Raw genomic sequence first — 17,573 nt, 5'->3', positions numbered from 1 at the left:
GTCCATGATGGTGGTCAGCGCGGCTTCCATCAGCACGTCTTTCACGCCGGCGGCATCGGTTTGGCCGATGGGGCTGGCGGCGTCGATCTGGATTTCAAAGTGCAGGCCGTTGTGCTTGAGCAACACGGCCACCGGCGCGTTAGCCGGGCCTTGGAAACCGATCAGTTGCGCATCGTCACGCAGGCCGGTGTTGCTGCCGCCTTTAAGGCCGACCACCAGTTTGCCGTCGATGATTTTGTAGGCGGTGGAATCAACGTGGGAGCCAGCAGCCAATGGCGCGGCTTCGTCGAGGAAGGCACGGGCGAAGGCGATAACCTTGTCACCACGAACCTTGTTGTAACCCTTGCCTTTCTCGGCGCCGCCTTCTTCGCTGATCGCATCGGTGCCGTACAGGGCATCGTAAAGCGAACCCCAGCGGGCGTTGGAGGCGTTGAGGGCGAAACGGGCGTTCATCACCGGCACTACCAGCTGTGGGCCGGCCATGTGGGCGATTTCTTCGTCAACGTTTTGGGTAGTGGCTTGGAAATCTGCGACTTCTGGCAGCAGGTAACCAATTTCAGTCAGGAAGGCTTTGTAAGCCACGGCGTCATGCGCCTGGCCAGCACGTGCTTGGTGCCAGGCGTCGATTTTGGCCTGGAAGTCGTCACGTTTGGCGAGTAGTGCTTTGTTCTTCGGTGCAAGGTCATTAATGACGCTTTGCGCACCTTCCCAGAACTGCTCGGCAGAAATCCCGGTACCGGGGATGGCTTCGTTGTTTACGAAGTCGAACAGGACTTTGGCGACCTGCAGGCCACCGACTTGAACGCGCTCAGTCATTACTTGCCTCTCTGCTCAGCTCTTAGCTGTACTCAATAGCTCACTGCGGATAGCCCTTACGGACTGGGCGTTAGCCGTCTTGTAGTCCGTGGCGCGGCATACTACATCATGATCGGGGGAAAATCAGCGGGCGCGCGTCGAACCGCGACTGGGCTGGGCCTTGGCGGTCACAACAAGGGCGCGGATGTTCTCAAAAAACAGGGGTTTTGTTCCAGAAAAATCTGCATTTGGTACACGATTTTGTAGTGTTACTACCTGGCAGCAGCCAATCAAGGCTTGTGCCTATACTGCCGCAACCCCATATGGAGCGCCGTACATGCCCGTAAAAGCAGTGGTCGAAAGCGACTTGGCTGAGCTTGCACAGTTGTTTGCCGGTTACCTGGCGTTTTACCAAGTGCCGCGGCCGCTTGAGGTAATTCACGAATTTCTTGCCGCTCGTCTGCGCAACGGTGATTCGACTCTGCTGCTGGCCCGCGATGACGCCGGTGTGGCGCAAGGTTTCGTCCAGCTGTACCCGTTTTTATCATCGCTGGCCTTGGCGCCGGCGTTTTTGCTGAGTGATTTGTTTGTTAGCCCCAATGCCCGTCGCCAAGGTGTGGGCGAGGTGCTGATGAATGCAGCGCGCGCCCATGCTGAGGCCCATGGGGCTTGTGGATTGCAACTGGAAACAGCGAAAACCAACCTGGCCGGTCAAGCGTTGTATGAGCGGCTTGGCTATGTGAAAGACGAGGTGTATTTAACCTATTGGCTCAGCGTGCAGCCGACCTAAAAGCTGGTCGCGCAGCACACCCTACACAGCCCGCACGCCGCCGTAGGGTGAGCTGTGCGCACCAATCGATTCAACGCCCAAGGAGTTACCCCACGTGAACCATTTGGTCCTGACCGTAATAGCCGCAGACCAACCCGGCCTGGTGGAAAAACTCGCCAGCTGCATTTCCACCCATGGCGGCAACTGGCTGGAAAGCCGTATGTCGCGCATGGCCGGGCAGTTTGCCGGCATTCTTAAAGTCAGCGTGCCGGCTAATGCTTCTGAGGCGTTGGTGGCTTCGCTGCAGGCGCTGAACGCCCAAGGTATTCGCGTGCTACTGGCCGAAGGCGGTAGCGATCCGGAACAAACCTGCAAGCCGATTCAGCTCGACTTGGTCGGCAACGACCGCCCTGGGATCGTGCGCGATATCACCCGGGTGCTAAGCGAGTTGGGGGTCAACGTTGAAAGCCTGGTTACTGACGTATCGCCGGCGCCGATGAGCAGCGAGCTGTTGTTTCATGCCGAGGCGGTGTTAGCCGTGCCGCTAAGCGTGACGCTGGAGGTGCTGCAAGCTCGTTTGGAAACGCTGGCCGATGATCTGATGGTTGAGCTAGTGCTGCGCAGTGACGAGTAGCGGCTTGTTGCGCTTGGCACACCCTACGAGCGCACGCTGGTCCGTAGGGTGTGCTGTGCGCACCAGCATTTACACCGGTGGCAGCTTGGAGCGCTGCAAACTGCGCCACGCATCCACGCTGTAAACCGCTAGCGCCGTCCAGATAAAGGCGAAGGCGATCAGCGTGCTGGAGCTTAAGTGCTCACCAAAGAGCAGCACCGCTTGTAGCAGTACCAGGGTGGGCGCTACGTATTGCAAGAAGCCCAGCGCCGCGTAGGGCAGGTGCCGCGCCGCAGCGTTAAAGCACAGCAGCGGCACCAGGGTGACTGGCCCGGCAGCGGCGAGCCAAAGCAGTTGCGTGCTGGTCCAGAAGCTCGCTTGCATACTTACGGCGTTAGGGTTCATCGCCAGCCAAACAATGGCGAACGGCACCAATAACCAGGTTTCCACCACCAACCCTGGCAGCGCTGCCACCGGCGCTTGCTTGCGGATCAAGCCGTAAAAGGCGAAGGAAAATGCCAGCGCCAGCGATACCCACGGCACATGCCCGGCGAGCCACAATTGCTGCGCCACGCCGATACTGGCCAACGCCACCGCCAGCCATTGCAGGCGCCGCAAGCGTTCGCCGAGCAGCAGCATGCCGAGCAGTACGTTGATCAGCGGATTGATGTAGTAACCCAGGCTGGCTTCCAGCATGCGGCCGTTATTCACCGCCCAGACGTATACCAGCCAGTTCACCGCAATCAGTGCGCCGCTGCCCACCAACACGGCAAAGCGGCGCGGGTTGCTGCGCAGTTCGCTAAACCACTTGGGGTGCTTCCACACTAATAGCAGCAGGGCGCCAAACAGGGCCGACCACAAAATACGGTGGGCGATGATCTCCAGCGCCGGCACTTGTGCGATGGCTTTGAAATAGAGCGGGAACAAGCCCCAGATGGTGTACGCGGAAATTCCGAGCAGATACCCGCGGCGCGGGTTGGCGGCTTGCATGGGGAAACCTCAGACGACTGGCCGGTCATTCTAGGGGGCTGGCGGCTGGCGACCAACCCCCAGATGGCCGATTAGAACAGCCGCAGGGGCTCTTCCTGGAGGGCGGACAATTGCTCGCGCAAGATCAGAATCTGCTCGCCCCAATAACGCTCGCTGCCAAACCAGGGAAAACTCATGGGGAACGCCGGGTCATCCCAACGCCGCGCCAGCCAGGCGCTGTAGTGCATCAAACGCAGGGTACGCAGGGCTTCAATCAGCGGCAGTTGGCGCGGGTTAAAGTCGTGGAATTCTTGGTAGCCATCCACCAGTTCGGCCAGTTGGCTCAGGCGCTCTTGGCGATCGCCGGCAAGCATCATCCACAAGTCCTGCACCGCTGGACCCATGCGCGCGTCGTCGAGGTCGACGATATGGAACACTTCGTCGCGGCACATCATATTGCCGGGGTGGCAGTCGCCGTGCATGCGAATCGCCTGGTACGGCGTGGCGGCGTAAATATCTTCCACTCGTTTTAGTGCATCGCGGGCTACTGATTCATAGGCCGGCAATAGGCTTTTGGGAATGAAGTTGCCTTCCAGCAGCGTGGTGAGCGAGTCGCGGCCAAAGTTCTGCACGGTCAATTCGTCGCGATGCTCAAACGGCTTGCTGGCACCGACGCCATGCAAGCGACCGAGCAGTTGGCCAAGGCGATAGAGCTGATCAAGGTTGCCCGGCTCTGGCGCGCGGCCGCCGCGACGCGGGAACAGGGTGAAGCGAAAGCCTCTGTGCTCGAACAGGGTTTTGCCGTTGTGCAGCAGCGGCGCCACCACTGGTACTTCGCAATCAGCCAGCTCGGCGGTAAAGCTGTGCTCTTCCAGAATCGCCGCATCGCTCCAGCGCGCCGGGCGGTAGAACTTGGCAATCAGCGGCTGACTGTCTTCGATGCCCACCTGATACACGCGGTTTTCGTAGCTATTGAGCGCCATTACCCGGGCGTCGCTGAGAAACCCGATGCTTTCAACGGCATCAAGAACCAGGTCGGGCGTAAGGTCTGCAAAGGGGTGGCTCATGGGGCGTTCCAGGCGGCGTGGGGCGCCAGTGTACGCCTGGATCATGACGCGCGTGGGCTTCGCGCCTCATTGGGGGCAAAAGCCGCCGGGCTTCGGCGTACGCGCCAGGCAATACACATCTACCCGCCGGGCGCCGGCTTTTTTCAGCAGCCGCGCCAGGCTGTTAGCGGTGGCGCCAGTGGTGAGTACGTCATCGACCAGCGCCACGTGCTTGTGCTTTACCCGGCTGGGGTCGGTCAAGGCAAAGGCATTGCGCAGGTTGCGCTGGCGGGCGGCAGCATCAAGGTCCTGCTGCGCATCGGTTTCCCGTGCGCGGCGCAGCAGGTGGTTTTGACTTGGCAGTTGTAAGTGCGTGTGCAGCCAGTCGGCGAGCATGCCGGCCTGGTTAAAGCCGCGTTGGCGCAGGCGCTGTTTGCCCAAGGGTACTGGTAGCAGCAAATCGGCGCGGGGCAGGCCTTGGGCAAAAGCGTTTTGCAGGTGGTGTGACAAAAGGCTGCCGAGCAGACGTCCCAAAGGCCACTTGCCGTGGTGCTTAAAGCGCGTGATTAATGCGTCGACCGGAAAGCCGTAGTGCCAGGGTGTTTGTACGTGATCGAAGTAGGGCGGTTTGTTCTGGCATTCACCGCAGACCATTGCGGCAGCCGGCAAGGGCAAGGCGCAGATCCGACATTGCTGTTCCAGCCACGGCAACTCGGCTTTGCACGGCGAGCAAATGGGCAATGGACCTGCGCAGCGGCCATCGCATAACAAACATGCCTGCTCACTATTTAACCAGTTGTAAACCTGCCTCCATGCATTTGGTTGACAGCGCATTTCGCTTCCTTAACTATGCCGAACATCCATACCGCGTTTGTGGGCATTTTTTTCATCGCCCAACGCACGACTACAAGAAGGATTACCCGATGAGCGCCAGCACTACCCCTAACCTGCGTCACGATTGGTCCCTTGCTGAGGTTAAGGCGCTTTTTCAACAGCCCTTCAACGACCTGCTCTTTCAGGCGCAAACCGTGCACCGCGCGCATTTCGATGCCAACCGCGTGCAGGTTTCTACCTTGCTCTCGATCAAAACCGGCGCCTGCCCGGAAGACTGTAAGTACTGCCCGCAATCCGGCCACTACAACACCGGCCTGGATAAACAAAAATTGATGGAAGTGCAGAAAGTTCTGGAGGCCGCAGCGGAAGCCAAGGCCATCGGTTCTACCCGTTTCTGCATGGGTGCGGCGTGGAAACACCCCTCCGCCAAAGACATGCCCTACGTGCTGCAAATGGTTAAAGGCGTAAAGGCCTTGGGCCTGGAAACCTGCATGACCCTGGGCAAGCTGGATAAAGAGCAAACCAGCGCCCTGGCTGAGGCCGGCCTGGATTACTACAACCACAACCTCGACACCTCGCCTGAGTTCTACGGCAGCATCATCACCACCCGCACCTACAGCGAACGCCTGCAAACCCTGGCCTACGTGCGTGATGCCGGCATGAAAGTCTGCTCCGGCGGCATCCTCGGCATGGGCGAGTCGCTGGACGATCGCGCCGGCCTGCTGATTCAACTGGCCAACTTGCCCGAGCACCCGGAATCGGTGCCGATCAATATGTTGGTGAAGGTGCAGGGCACGCCGCTGGAAAACGCCGAAGACGTCGACCCGTTCGACTTCATCCGTATGCTGGCCGTGGCGCGCATCTTGATGCCCAAATCCCACGTGCGTTTATCCGCTGGCCGTGAAGCGATGAACGAGCAAATGCAGGCCCTGGCGTTCTTTGCCGGCGCCAACTCGATTTTCTACGGCGAAAAACTGCTGACTACCGCCAACCCACAAGCCGACAAAGACATGCTGCTGTTCAGCCGTCTGGGGATCAAACCGGAAGAGCGCGAAGAACACGCTGACGAAGTGCACCAAGCCGCCATCGAACAAGCGCTGATTGAGCAGAAAAACGGCGAGCTGTTCTACGACGCAGCATCAGCCTGACCTTCGATTTACCCGCCGCCACCTGTCCCTACGGGGGCGGTGGCGGAATGCAAAGATGCCTGCCCATGAGCTTTGATCTCTCCTCCCGCCTGGCCGCGCGCCGTGCCGACAACCTCTACCGCCATCGCCCGTTGCTGGAAACCCCGCAAGGCCCGCACGTGGTGGTCGACGGCCAGGCGCTCTTAGCCTTTTGCAATAACGACTACCTGGGCTTGGCCAATCACCCCGAGGTGATCGCCGCCTGGCAAGCCGGTGCCGAACGCTGGGGCGTGGGTGGCGGCGCGTCGCATTTGGTGATCGGCCACAGCACCCCGCACCATGAGCTGGAAGAAGCCCTGGCCGAGCTCACCGGCCGGCCGCGTGCGCTGCTGTTTTCCACCGGTTATATGGCCAACCTCGGCGCCGTCACCGCGCTGGTGGGGCAGGGCGATACGGTGCTGGAAGATCGGCTGAACCACGCGTCGTTATTGGATGCCGGGCTGCTCAGCGGCGCGCGCTTTTCCCGTTACCTGCACAACGACGCCGACAGCTTGTGCCTGCGTATTGCCAAGGCAGAGGGCAATACCTTGGTGGTGACGGATGGGGTGTTTAGCATGGACGGTGACCTCGCCGACCTGCCGACCCTCGCCGCCACCTGCAAAACTGCCGGCGCCTGGCTGATGGTTGACGACGCCCACGGCTTTGGCCCGCTGGGCGCCAATGGCGGCGGTATCGTCGAGCATTACGGTTTGAGCATGGAGGATGTGCCGGTGTTGGTCGGCACCCTGGGCAAAGCCTTTGGCACGGCAGGCGCTTTTGTTGCCGGTAGCGAAGAGCTGATCGAAACCCTGGTGCAGTTCGCCCGCCCCTATATCTACACCACCAGCCAGCCGCCAGCGTTGGCCTGCGCCACGCTGAAAAGCCTGCAACTGCTGCGCACTGAACACTGGCGCCGCGAGCACTTGAATAGCTTGATCGCCCAGTTCCGCAAGGGCGCGCTGGATATCGGCCTGGAGCTGATGGACAGCTTTACCCCGATTCAACCCATTGTGATTGGCGATGCCGGCCGTGCCCTGCGCTTGTCGCAGATGCTGCGTGAGCGTGGGCTGATGGTGACCGCCATTCGCCCGCCCACTGTTCCGGCGGGTAGCGCGCGGTTGCGGGTGACGTTGTCGGCGGCGCATAGCCAAGCGCAGGTGCAGCAGTTGTTAAATGGCCTGGCCGATTGTTGGGCGCTGCTGGGGGCGGCTGATGCGTAATCGCCTGGTGCTGCTGCCCGGCTGGGGCTTGGGCAACGCGCCGCTGGAGCCGTTGGCGGCGGCCTTGAAAGGTTTGGATGAGCGCTTGCATGTACAGATCGAAGCGTTGCCGACGTTGGGCTCTAGCGAGCCTGGCGACTGGCTGGATGAGTTGGATGCCACGCTTCCAACCGATTGCTGGCTGGGCGGCTGGTCGCTGGGTGGCATGCTGGCCAGCGAGCTGGCGGCGCGGCGCGGCGAGCGTTGCTGCGGGCTGCTGACGTTAGCCAGCAACAGCAACTTTGTCGCCAGCCAAGGGTGGCCGCAGGCGATGCCCGCCGCAGACTTCAGCGCCTTTCTACAAGGCTGTGAAGTAAACCCCGTGGCCACCCTTAAGCGCTTCAGCCTGCTCTGCGCCCAAGGCGCCGACGAGGCGCGCAGTGTGTCCCGCGCGTTGGCGGCGGGTGCGCCGAGCATCTCGCCTGCAGAGCTGCTGCACGGTCTGCAGGTGCTGGCCGCCCTTGATACCCGCGCCGCGTTGCAGGCGTTTGCCGGTCCGCAGCTGCATCTCTTTGCGGGCGCTGACGCGCTGGTTCCCGCGGAGGCCGCGGGTGCCTTGCTGGAACTGTTAGCGGACGTAGAAGTGGGCCTGATTGAACAGGCCAGCCACGCCTTTGTGTTGGAGCGCCCCCATGAAGTGGCGGCGGCTATCCAGGCGTTTTTGCATGAGTCGGGCGATGACTGAAAGTTTTGATAGCGGTCTGCCGGATAAACGTCAGGTCGCCGCGTCCTTTTCCCGCGCTGCAGCCAGCTACGACAGCGTGGCCGAATTGCAGCGTGCTGTCGGCCATCATCTGCTGGAGCTATTGCCCGCTGCGCTAAGCCCTGCCGACTGGCTGGATATCGGCTGTGGCACCGGTTATTTCACCCGCGCCCTTGGCGAGCGTTTCGCCTCGGCCCCAGGCATGGCCCTGGATATCGCCGAAGGCATGCTGGCTCACGCGCAACCGTTGGGCGGCGCCACGCACTTTATTGCCGGCGACGCCGAGCGCCTGCCGCTACGCGATAGCAGTCGTGACTTACTGTTTTCCAGCTTGGCGGTGCAGTGGTGTGGCGACTTCACCGCGGTGCTGAGCGAAGCCAAACGCGTGCTGCGCCCCGGCGGCGTGCTGGCGTTTAGCAGCCTGTGCGTTGGCACCCTGCAAGAGCTGCGTGATAGCTGGCAGGCCGTGGATGGCCATGTGCACGTTAACCGCTTCCGTCAGTTCAGCGACTACCAACAGCTATGCGCCGACAGTGGTTTGCACCCCCTGAGCCTGCACGTTCAGCCCCATGTGCTGCATTACCCCGACGTGCGCAGCCTGACCCATGAACTCAAAGCCCTTGGCGCCCACAACATAAACCCTGGCCGTCCAGGTGGTTTGACGGGGCGTGCGCGCATCCTGGCGTTGATCGACGCTTATGAGCGCTTCCGTCAGCCCCAGGGGCTGCCAGCGACCTACCAAGTGCTGTACGCCGTGCTGCGAAAAGAAGGTTGATATGACTGCTGCATTTTTTATTGCCGGCACCGACACCGAAGTCGGCAAAACCACCATCGCCGCCGGCCTGCTCTGCGCTGCACGGCGCCAAGGGCTGAGTACCGCGGCGTGCAAACCGGTGGCTTCGGGTAGCGAAGCCACGGCTGAAGGGTTTCGCAACAGTGATGCGCTGGCGCTGTTGGGCCAGTGTTCGTTGCCGCTGAGTTATGCCGAGGTCAATCCGTTTGCCTTCGCCCCGGCGATTGCCCCGCATCTGGCGGCGTGCGAGGCGGGGGTTGAGTTAAGCGCTGCGGTTTTGCTGGCGCCGGTACGCCATGTGCTTAACCAAGGCGCGGATTTCACCGTAGTGGAGGGCGCGGGCGGTTGGCGCGTGCCGCTGGGCGACGGCGGTTATCTCTCCGATTTGCCCGTGGCCCTTGGTTTGCCGGTGATCCTGGTGGTCGGCGTGCGCTTGGGCTGTATTAACCACGCGGTGCTGACTGCCGAAGCCATCGCCCGCGACGGCCTGCGTCTGGCTGGTTGGGTGGCCAATATCGTCGACCCAGCTACCTCGCGCCTGAACGATAACCTCGCCACGCTCACCGCCTTATTGGCTGCGCCTTGCCTGGGCCAGGTGCCGCGTTTGGCCAATGCCAGTGCCGAAAACGTAGCTGACCAGCTACACGTGGCGCGTTTAGCGCTATAAACAGTGGCAAACCGATAGCCTTTTGTTTGTACGTTTTTTGAGCGCGATCTGCTTAAATTGGCGTCAGTAATTTCTCTTTGTGAGGTTGGCGATGGAAATCTCGGGTAGTGCATTCAGCTCCGGGTTAAGTACCGTGCAATCCGGCCAGCGCCGGATCGACCAGGCGGCATCCGATATCGCCAGCAACACGGTGACGCGCAACTCCGACGCCGCCGATACGGCGGACAATCTGGTGCAACTGAGCGTCGGCAAAACCGAAGCGCAGGCTGGCGCTAAAGTGATCGAAACCAGTGACGAGGTGCTCGGCACCTTGATCGATATCCGCGCCTGAGGTACTCAGTGCGCCTGCCCGGTTGAGTTGACCGGGCCTGTTTTATCCCGGGCGCGCAGAGGTGCCCATGCAAATTGGCAGTGCTGCGGTTCAGTCTTCCTCTACGCAGGCGTCGCTGCCAGCGCAATGGCGCACGCCTAAGGTCAGCGCTGCTGATACTTCCTCTTCTTCCCTGACTGCCTCACCAGATAGCACCGTCACCTTGTCGGCCGCCGGCACGCGTTTGGCTGCGGCAGATAAAGACGCTGCCGGGCAAAACGCTGAGCCGTCGAAAGACACCAGTAATGCCGAGCAAGCCAACCCACAACAGCAGCAGATGGATCGCCAGGCCATTGCCGAGTTATCCAGCCGCGATGCCGATGTGCGTTCCCATGAGCAAGCCCACGCTTCGGTCGGCGGCGCTTACGCGGGTTCGCCCAGCTTCACCATGCAGCGTGGACCGGATGGCAAGTCCTATGCCGTGGGCGGTGAGGTGGGTATCGATGTCAGCGCCGTGGCCAATGACCCGGCCGCGACCATCAGCAAGATGGAAGTGGTGATGCGCGCCGCGCTGGCGCCGGCTGATCCGTCAGCCCAAGACCTGCGTGTCGCCGCGCAGGCCCAAGGCTTGGCCGCTGCCGCGCGGGCAGAACTGGCACAGCAGCGGCGCGCCGACGCCATGGAGCAAGCCGAGAAAAAGCAGCAGGAAAAAACCGAGCCTGATTCTGCCGCTAGCGATTCGCCCAGCACCGATAACGCACAAAACCCCAGTGCAGCAGCTTCACTTCAGGTGTATCAGTCTGTTGCTGCGCCCCTCGATACCACGCCGCAGCTCGTGGCAATCGCGTAAAGCGCTGTAGGGGGACGCTTGACAAGGTGTGGGCGTAAACGTATGTTTCAAACGCCTGTTTGATTGCTGGGCTGAATCCTAGCCGCCGGGCAATCGAGAGAGATCTCGCACCAGACCGCAAAGCCGGTCACCCATCTAGGACCCATCGTAGAGGTTACCGCTATGCCTGATTACAAGGCCCCCTTGCGTGACATTCGTTTTGTACGTGACGAATTGCTCGGCTACGAAGCGCACTATCAGAGCCTGCCAGCTTGTGCTGACGCCACTCCAGACATGGTTGATGCCATCCTTGAAGAAGGCGCCAAGTTTTGTGAGCAAGTGCTGTCGCCGCTGAACCGCGTTGGCGACCTGGAAGGCTGCACCTGGAGCGAGTCCGGTGTGAAAACCCCGACTGGCTTTAAAGAAGCCTACAAACAATACGTTGAAGGCGGCTGGCCAAGCCTGTCGCACGACGTTGAACACGGTGGCCAAGGCTTGCCGGAATCGCTCGGCCTGGTGCTCAGCGAAATGGTCGGCAGCTCGAACTGGTCGTGGGGCATGTACCCAGGCCTGTCGCACGGTGCCATGAACACCATCTCCGAGCACGGCACCGCCGAACAACAGCACACCTACCTGACCAAACTGGTATCGGGCGAGTGGACTGGCACCATGTGCTTGACCGAACCGCACTGCGGTACCGACCTGGGCATGCTGCGTACCAAAGCTGAACCGCAAGCGGACGGCTCGTACAAAGTTTCCGGCACCAAAATCTTTATTTCCGCTGGCGAACACGACATGGCCGACAACATCGTCCATATCGTTCTGGCTCGCCTGCCGGACGCCCCGCAGGGCACCAAAGGTATTTCGCTATTCATCGTGCCGAAGTTCAACGTCAATGCCGACGGCAGCGTGGGCTCGCGTAACGCTGTTTCCTGTGGCTCGCTTGAGCACAAGATGGGCATCCACGGTAACGCTACCTGCGTGATGAACTTTGATGGCGCCACCGGTTTCCTGATCGGTCCAGCCAACAAAGGTCTGAACTGCATGTTCACCTTTATGAACACCGCTCGCCTGGGTACCGCGCTGCAAGGCCTGGCCCACGCTGAAATCGGTTTCCAGGGTGGCCTGAAATACGCCCGTGAGCGTCTGCAAATGCGCTCGCTGACTGGCCCGAAAGCGCCGGACAAAGCCGCTGACCCGATCATCGTGCACCCTGACGTACGTCGCATGCTGCTGACCATGAAAGCGTTCGCCGAAGGCAACCGCGCAATGGTTTACTTCACCGCGCAGCAAGTGGACATCGTCAAGTACAGCCAAGACGAAGAAGCCAAGAAGAAGGCCGATGCTCTGCTGGCCTTCCTCACACCAATCGCCAAAGCATTTATGACCGAAGTCGGCTTTGAAGCGGCTAACCACGGCGTGCAAATCTACGGCGGCCACGGCTTTATCGCCGAGTGGGGCATGGAGCAGAACGTTCGCGACAGCCGCATTTCCATGCTGTACGAAGGCACCACTGGTATTCAGGCGCTCGACCTGTTGGGTCGTAAAGTCCTGCAGACCCAAGGCGAAGCCCTCAAAGGTTTCACCAAGATCGTGCACAAGTTTGTTCAAGCCAACGAAGGTAACGAAGCCGTTGCTGAGTTCACCGGCCCGCTGGCCAAGCTGAACAAAGAGTGGGGCGAGCTGACCATGAAAATTGGTATGGCGGCGATGAAAGACCGCGAAGAAGTCGGTGCAGCTTCGGTCGATTACCTGATGTACTCCGGCTACACCTGCCTGGCGTACTTCTGGGCCGACATGGCGCGCGTAGCGGCTGAGAAGCTGGCTGCCGGCACAGACGAAGAAGCTTTCTACAAAGCCAAGCTGCAAACCGCGCGCTTCTACTTCCAGCGTATTCTGCCGCGCACCCGTGCGCACGTAGAAGCCATGCTGTCGGGCGCCAACAACCTGATGGACCTGGCCGAAGAAGACTTCGCCCTGGGCTACTAAGTTGTAACGGTTACACCGCTTGAAAAGAACCGCTCGCCCTCACCGGCGGGCGGTTTTTTTATGGGCGTTTCGCGGCACACCCTATGGACATAGCCCATAAGGGCAAAACCTAATGCGGCGCACAAACCTGTTACGAACGGGTGCCGAACGCGTCAGAAGTAGGCAAAATGCCAGCGGTTTGTCGCCTGTGTCCGGCGACCGGTGGAACGATGCCGTGGATCGCTTAAAAGCAGTTCGTCTCAGCCATTTCATTCCCTCGCTGCTACTGCTGGTGGTAGGGGTAGCGGCTGCCAGTTTGACGCTGCTCAATGAGTTTTTTACCTCCCTGTTTAACGTGCTGCCGACGCTGTTGCTCAGCCTTGGCGGTGCGTTTTGTCTGATCTATTCCCGTCAGCGCGAGCTGTTTCTGCTGGTGGTGGTGTATTGCGCCTACTTTGTGCTCGACACCCAGGCCGACTATTTCCGCAGCACCGGTAAGGCCCGCGATGACGCTGCGCTGGTGTTCCACCTGTGCAGTTTGCTGCTGCCGCTGCTTTACGGCATCTACGCCGGTTGGCAGGAGCGCACGCACTTGGTGCGCGATCTGGTGGCCCGTTCTGCCGTGCTATTGGCCATCGGCGCCGTGGCGTTGGGCCTGGCGCAGCGTTATCCACAGGGCATGCTGGAATGGCTGGCGCAAATCCGTTGGCCTTCCCTGCATGGCGAGTGGATGAGCATGGTGCAGCTGGCGTACCCGATTTTCCTGCTGGCCTTTATCGGCTTGATCACCCAGTACATCCGCAAACCGCGGCCGCTGCATGCCGCGCAGATTGTCGGGCTGATCGGTTTGTTCTGGATGCTGCCGAAAACCTTTCTGTTGCCCCACGGCCTCAATGTAATGAGCAGCCAAGTGATGCTGATTCTGGCCGTAGCCGTGGCACACGAGGCTTATCAAATGGCCTTTCGCGATGAGCTCACCGGCTTGCCCGGCCGCCGCTCGTTGAACGAGCGCCTGCCGCGCCTGGGGCGTAACTATGTGATCGCCATGGCCGACGTTGACCACTTCAAGAAATTCAACGACACCCACGGCCACGATGTCGGCGACCAAGTGCTGCGCGTAGTCGCCAACCAACTGCGCAAGATCGGTGGCGGCGGTAAGGCCTACCGCTATGGCGGCGAAGAATTCACCTTGGTGTTTTCCGGCAAGACCCTTGAAGAGTGCAAGCCGCACTTGGAAGTGGTGCGTCAGGCTGTGGAAAGCTATGTGATCCAACTGCGCGACAAAGGCAATCGCCCGCAAAACGACAGCAAAGGCAAACAGCGTCGTGGTGCGGCAGCGGCCACCAGCGTGACGGTCACGGTTAGCATCGGCGTGGCAGAAAAAGAAAACGACCAACGCACCCCGGAAGAGGTGATCAAGGCCGCCGACCGCGCGCTTTATGCGGCCAAGGCGGCGGGGCGCAACTGCGTGGTGCAGCATGGCCAGAACCGTCGTGGCGCGGTGCGCGTCGCGGCCACCGCGCAATAGGCTCAGGCGCGCGACCGCTGCGCTTATAGGCGCGCATTCAGCGCGCGCACGGTGATTGTCCCAGGTAGCAGGCCGGCAGTAGCGTGTCGGCCTCGAAGACGCTTACCGCGTCCCTGCCAAGGAGAATGTCCATGCCCGAATACAAGGCTCCCCTGCGCGATATGCGCTTTCTGGTCGACGAAGTGTTCGACTTCCACGCCGGCTACGCGGCCATGGGCGCGACCGACGCTTCGCCGGACATGGTCAATGCCATTCTCGAAGAAGGGGCGAAGTTCTGCGAGCAAGTGATCGCGCCGCTGAACCGTTCCGGTGATGAAGAAGAGTGCCGCTTCGACAATGGCGTGGTCACCACCCCAACCGGCTTTAAAGAAGCATTCCAACAGTTCGCCGAGGGCGGTTGGATGAGCCTGTCGGTCGACCCCACTTATGGCGGCCAAGGCCTGCCGCACTCGCTGGGCCTGCTGTTCAGCGAAATGATCGGCTCCAGCAACTACGCCTGGGGCATGTACCCAGGCCTGACCCAAGGCGCCATGGCGGCGATTCACGCCCACGGCAGCGAAGAACAAAAACAGGCCTACCTGACCCGCATGACCGCCGCCAGTTGGACCGGCACCATGTGCCTGACCGAAGCCCACTGCGGCACCGACTTGGGCCTGATCAAAACCCGCGCTGTGCCCCAGGCCGACGGCAGCTACGCACTCACCGGCAGCAAGATTTTTATCTCCTCCGGTGAGCACGATATGAGCAACAACATCGTCCACCTGGTGCTGGCCAAGCTGCCGGATGCACCCGCTGGCACCAAAGGCATCTCGCTGTTTATCGTGCCCAAGTTTCTGCCCGGCGCTGACGGTGAAGCCGGCGAGCGTAACGCGGTGAGCTGCGGCTCTATCGAACACAAAATGGGCATCAAAGGCTCAGCCACCTGCGTGATCAACTTTGATAACGCCAAGGGCTTCCTGATCGGTGAGCTGAACAAAGGCCTCAACTGCATGTTCACCATGATGAACCATGCGCGCTTGGGCACTGGTATGCAGGGCTTGTGCTTGGGCGAAACCAGCTACCAGGGCGCGTTGAAATACGCCACCGAGCGCCTGCAAATGCGCTCGCTGACCGGCGCCAAAGCCCCGGAGAAATCCGCCGACCCGATCATCGTCCACCCCGACGTGCGGCGCATGCTGCTGACCATGAAAGCCTTTAACGAAGGCAACCGCGCCCTGGCCTACTTCTGTGCGCAACTGCTTGATGAGTTGCACGCCGAAAGCGCCGAACAACGCCAGCAAGCCGAAGACCTGCTGGCCTTCCTCACACCTATCTGCAAAGCCTTTATGACCGAGACCGGTCTTGAGGTAACCAACCACGGTATGCAGGTGTTCGGCGGCCACGGCTTTATCCGCGAATGGGGCATGGAGCAACTGGTACGTGACTGCCGTATCGCCCTGCTTTACGAAGGCACCAACGGCATCCAGGCCCTCGACTTGCTCGGCCGCAAGGTCCTCGGTAGCCAAGGCAAACTGCTGCGCGGCTTTACCAAGCTGGTGCACAAATTCTGCGAAGCCAACGCCGCCCACCCGCAGTTGCAAGCGCAGTTCGGCCAGCTCGCGGCGTTGAACAAAGACTGGGGCGAACTGACCACCAAAGTCGGCATGGCGGCGATGAAAAACCCCGATGAAGTGGGCGCCGCGGCCACCGACTACCTGATGTTCTCCGGCTACGTGGTGCTCGCCTACTTCTGGCTGCGTATGGCCGTGGTGGCTCAGGAAAAGCTCGACGCCGGCAGCGGCGATGCCGAGTTCTACAAAGCCAAACTGGCGACCTCCGACTTCTACTTCAAACGTCTGCTGCCACGCACCTTGGTGCACCGCGCGGGTGTGGAGGCGGGGAGTGAAAGCTTGATGCAACTGAGCGCGGAGCAGTTCGCCGGCTAAGGTTGCAGTGAAACAAACAAGCCCGCTTTCAAGCGGGCTTGTTTGTTTATGGGGTCGATCAACAGGCTTGGAGCTGAAGGTGCTAGAGCTCCCTCGCCCGTTTACGGGAGAGGGGTTGGGGGGAGGGTTGGGCCGCTCCAATTTTTACAATCAAAAGCACCCTCTCCCTAGCCCTCTCCCGCAAGCGGGAGAGGGGACTGACCGGGTCATCGTTGTGACTGAGGTGTGACTTATCGGTCTCACCATGACCCTATGTGTCTGAAAAGTTGTTCGGGTAAACTCCGAAGCCTGCGTCATCCCGGCCCAAGGGCCGCACCGTTGGATCGTTCGAGGATCGTCACATGGCCGACTACAAAGCACCCCTGCGCGATATGCGTTTTGTCCTCAATGAAGTGTTTGAGGTTTCCAAGCTCTGGCAGCAACTGCCTGCATTGGCGGAAATCGTCGATGCCGACACCGCCGAGGCGATCCTCGAAGAAGCCGGCAAGGTCACTGCCAAAACCATCGCCCCGCTAAACCGTAGTGGCGACGAAGAAGGCTGCCGCTGGAAAGACACCGTGGTCAACACTCCGGCTGGTTTCCCAGAGGCCTACAAAATTTATGGCGAAGGCGGCTGGGTTGGCGTCGGTGGCGACCCGGCCTATGGCGGCATGGGCATGCCGAAAGTGCTCGGCGCCCAAGTTGAGGAAATGCTCAACGCCGCCAACTTGTCGTTTGGCCTGTACCCGATGCTGACTGCAGGCGCTTGCTTGTCGATCAACGCCCACGCCAGCGAAGAGCTGAAAGAAACCTACCTGCCGAATATGTATGCCGGCGTTTGGGCGGGCTCCATGTGCCTGACCGAACCGCACTCGGGCACCGACCTGGGCATTATTCGCACCAAGGCCGAGCCGCAGGCCGATGGCTCGTTCAAAGTCACCGGCACGAAAATCTTTATCACCGGCGGCGAACACGACCTGACCGAAAACATCATCCACTTGGTGCTGGCAAAACTGCCGGACGCGCCAGCGGGCTCCAAAGGTATTTCGCTGTTCCTCGTGCCCAAGTTTATGGTCAATGCCGACGGCAGCCTAGGCGAGCGCAACACCCTGAGCTGCGGTTCCATCGAACACAAAATGGGCATCCAGGGTTCGGCTACCTGCGTGATGAACTTCGACGGCGCCACCGGCTACATCATCGACGGCCCGAACAAAGGCCTGGCCGCGATGTTCACCATGATGAACTACGAACGTCTGGGCGTCGGTATCCAGGGCCTGGCCTCTGGCGAGCGCTCTTACCAGAACGCCGTCGAGTACGCCCGCGACCGCCTGCAAAGCCGTTCGCCGACCGGTGCGCAGAACAAGGACAAGGTCGCTGACCCGATCATCGTCCACCCAGACGTGCGTCGCATGTTGCTGAC

The 17,573-nt window shown here is 60.7% G+C and carries 16 protein-coding genes and 1 pseudogene; 13 read left to right on the top strand and 4 right to left on the bottom strand.

The genetic code is table 11. From position 1 onward, the window contains the following. A pseudogene (locus AAAB16_RS23295) lies at positions 1-816 on the bottom strand (malate synthase G); the annotation flags it as partial. Between the two features lie 316 nt (positions 817-1,132). On the opposite strand from AAAB16_RS23295, the gene AAAB16_RS23290 reads away from it, so the two are divergent. Both AAAB16_RS23290 and AAAB16_RS23285 read left to right on the top strand, forming a co-directional pair. Further along, the gene (locus tag AAAB16_RS23290; protein WP_340665485.1) at positions 1,133-1,585 is read left to right on the top strand and encodes a GNAT family N-acetyltransferase; all 453 of its coding nucleotides are present in this window, start codon (positions 1,133-1,135) and stop codon (positions 1,583-1,585) included. A 94-nt stretch (positions 1,586-1,679) separates the two neighbouring features. Further along, complete coding sequence (locus AAAB16_RS23285; RefSeq protein ID WP_340665484.1) at positions 1,680-2,198, top strand: ACT domain-containing protein; 519 nt, start codon at positions 1,680-1,682, stop codon at positions 2,196-2,198. A 69-nt stretch (positions 2,199-2,267) separates the two neighbouring features. Here AAAB16_RS23285 and rarD read toward each other — a convergent pair whose 3' ends face one another. From rarD to AAAB16_RS23270, 3 genes are all read right to left on the bottom strand, one after another. Next, positions 2,268-3,167 carry an EamA family transporter RarD gene (gene rarD, locus AAAB16_RS23280; protein WP_340665483.1) on the bottom strand — a complete coding sequence of 300 codons (900 nt, stop codon included), beginning with the start codon at positions 3,165-3,167 and terminating at the stop codon, positions 2,268-2,270. A gap of 71 nt (positions 3,168-3,238) precedes the next feature. Continuing rightward, the gene (locus AAAB16_RS23275) at positions 3,239-4,213 is read right to left on the bottom strand and encodes a serine/threonine protein kinase (protein ID WP_340665482.1); all 975 of its coding nucleotides are present in this window, start codon (positions 4,211-4,213) and stop codon (positions 3,239-3,241) included. A gap of 66 nt (positions 4,214-4,279) precedes the next feature. Next, a complete protein-coding gene (locus AAAB16_RS23270) occupies positions 4,280-5,026 on the bottom strand; it encodes a ComF family protein (RefSeq protein WP_340665481.1) in 747 nt (248 codons plus the stop codon). A gap of 89 nt (positions 5,027-5,115) precedes the next feature. Between AAAB16_RS23270 and bioB the strand changes: the two genes are divergently transcribed. The 11 genes from bioB to AAAB16_RS23215 all read left to right on the top strand — a co-directional run. Next, complete coding sequence (bioB, locus tag AAAB16_RS23265; RefSeq protein ID WP_340665480.1) at positions 5,116-6,174, top strand: biotin synthase BioB; 1,059 nt, start codon at positions 5,116-5,118, stop codon at positions 6,172-6,174. 65 nt (positions 6,175-6,239) lie between these two features. Further along, positions 6,240-7,412 (top strand): 8-amino-7-oxononanoate synthase, encoded by a 1,173-nt coding sequence (gene bioF / locus AAAB16_RS23260; protein WP_340665479.1) that lies wholly within the window; start codon positions 6,240-6,242, stop codon positions 7,410-7,412. Then, a complete protein-coding gene (locus AAAB16_RS23255) occupies positions 7,405-8,136 on the top strand; it encodes an alpha/beta fold hydrolase (protein ID WP_340665478.1) in 732 nt (243 codons plus the stop codon). Before bioF ends, AAAB16_RS23255 begins: the two co-directional genes overlap by 8 nt. Continuing rightward, positions 8,129-8,929, top strand: coding sequence for a malonyl-ACP O-methyltransferase BioC (bioC, locus tag AAAB16_RS23250; protein WP_340665477.1), 801 nt, complete (start codon positions 8,129-8,131; stop codon positions 8,927-8,929). The genes AAAB16_RS23255 and bioC overlap by 8 nt, the downstream gene beginning before the upstream one ends. A 1-nt stretch (position 8,930) precedes the next feature. After that, positions 8,931-9,614 (top strand): dethiobiotin synthase, encoded by a 684-nt coding sequence (gene bioD / locus AAAB16_RS23245; protein ID WP_340665476.1) that lies wholly within the window; start codon positions 8,931-8,933, stop codon positions 9,612-9,614. A gap of 91 nt (positions 9,615-9,705) precedes the next feature. Beyond that, complete coding sequence (locus AAAB16_RS23240; RefSeq protein ID WP_340665475.1) at positions 9,706-9,945, top strand: hypothetical protein; 240 nt, start codon at positions 9,706-9,708, stop codon at positions 9,943-9,945. Positions 9,946-10,012: 67 nt separating this feature from the next. Further along, positions 10,013-10,774, top strand: coding sequence for a putative metalloprotease CJM1_0395 family protein (locus AAAB16_RS23235; protein WP_340665474.1), 762 nt, complete (start codon positions 10,013-10,015; stop codon positions 10,772-10,774). 162 nt (positions 10,775-10,936) lie between these two features. Next, positions 10,937-12,742: a phenylacyl-CoA dehydrogenase gene (locus AAAB16_RS23230; RefSeq protein ID WP_340665473.1), complete on the top strand. Its 1,806-nt coding sequence runs from the start codon at positions 10,937-10,939 to the stop codon at positions 12,740-12,742. 214 nt (positions 12,743-12,956) lie between these two features. After that, entirely contained in the window at positions 12,957-14,249 is a 1,293-nt protein-coding gene (locus AAAB16_RS23225; RefSeq protein ID WP_340665472.1) for a GGDEF domain-containing protein, read from the top strand. Between the two features lie 131 nt (positions 14,250-14,380). Continuing rightward, positions 14,381-16,174 carry an acyl-CoA dehydrogenase C-terminal domain-containing protein gene (locus AAAB16_RS23220; RefSeq protein ID WP_340665471.1) on the top strand — a complete coding sequence of 598 codons (1,794 nt, stop codon included), beginning with the start codon at positions 14,381-14,383 and terminating at the stop codon, positions 16,172-16,174. 341 nt (positions 16,175-16,515) lie between these two features. Continuing rightward, positions 16,516-17,573, top strand: a 1,058-nt coding sequence (locus AAAB16_RS23215) for an acyl-CoA dehydrogenase family protein (protein WP_340665470.1), incomplete at its 3' end; no start/stop codon positions are given.

The organism is Pseudomonas sp. (genome assembly GCF_037994325.1).
In the GTDB taxonomy this organism is placed as follows: Bacteria; Pseudomonadota; Gammaproteobacteria; order Pseudomonadales; family Pseudomonadaceae; genus Aquipseudomonas.
Note: the sequence above shows the minus strand (reverse complement) of the source record. Positions and strands in the feature narration are given on the sequence as shown.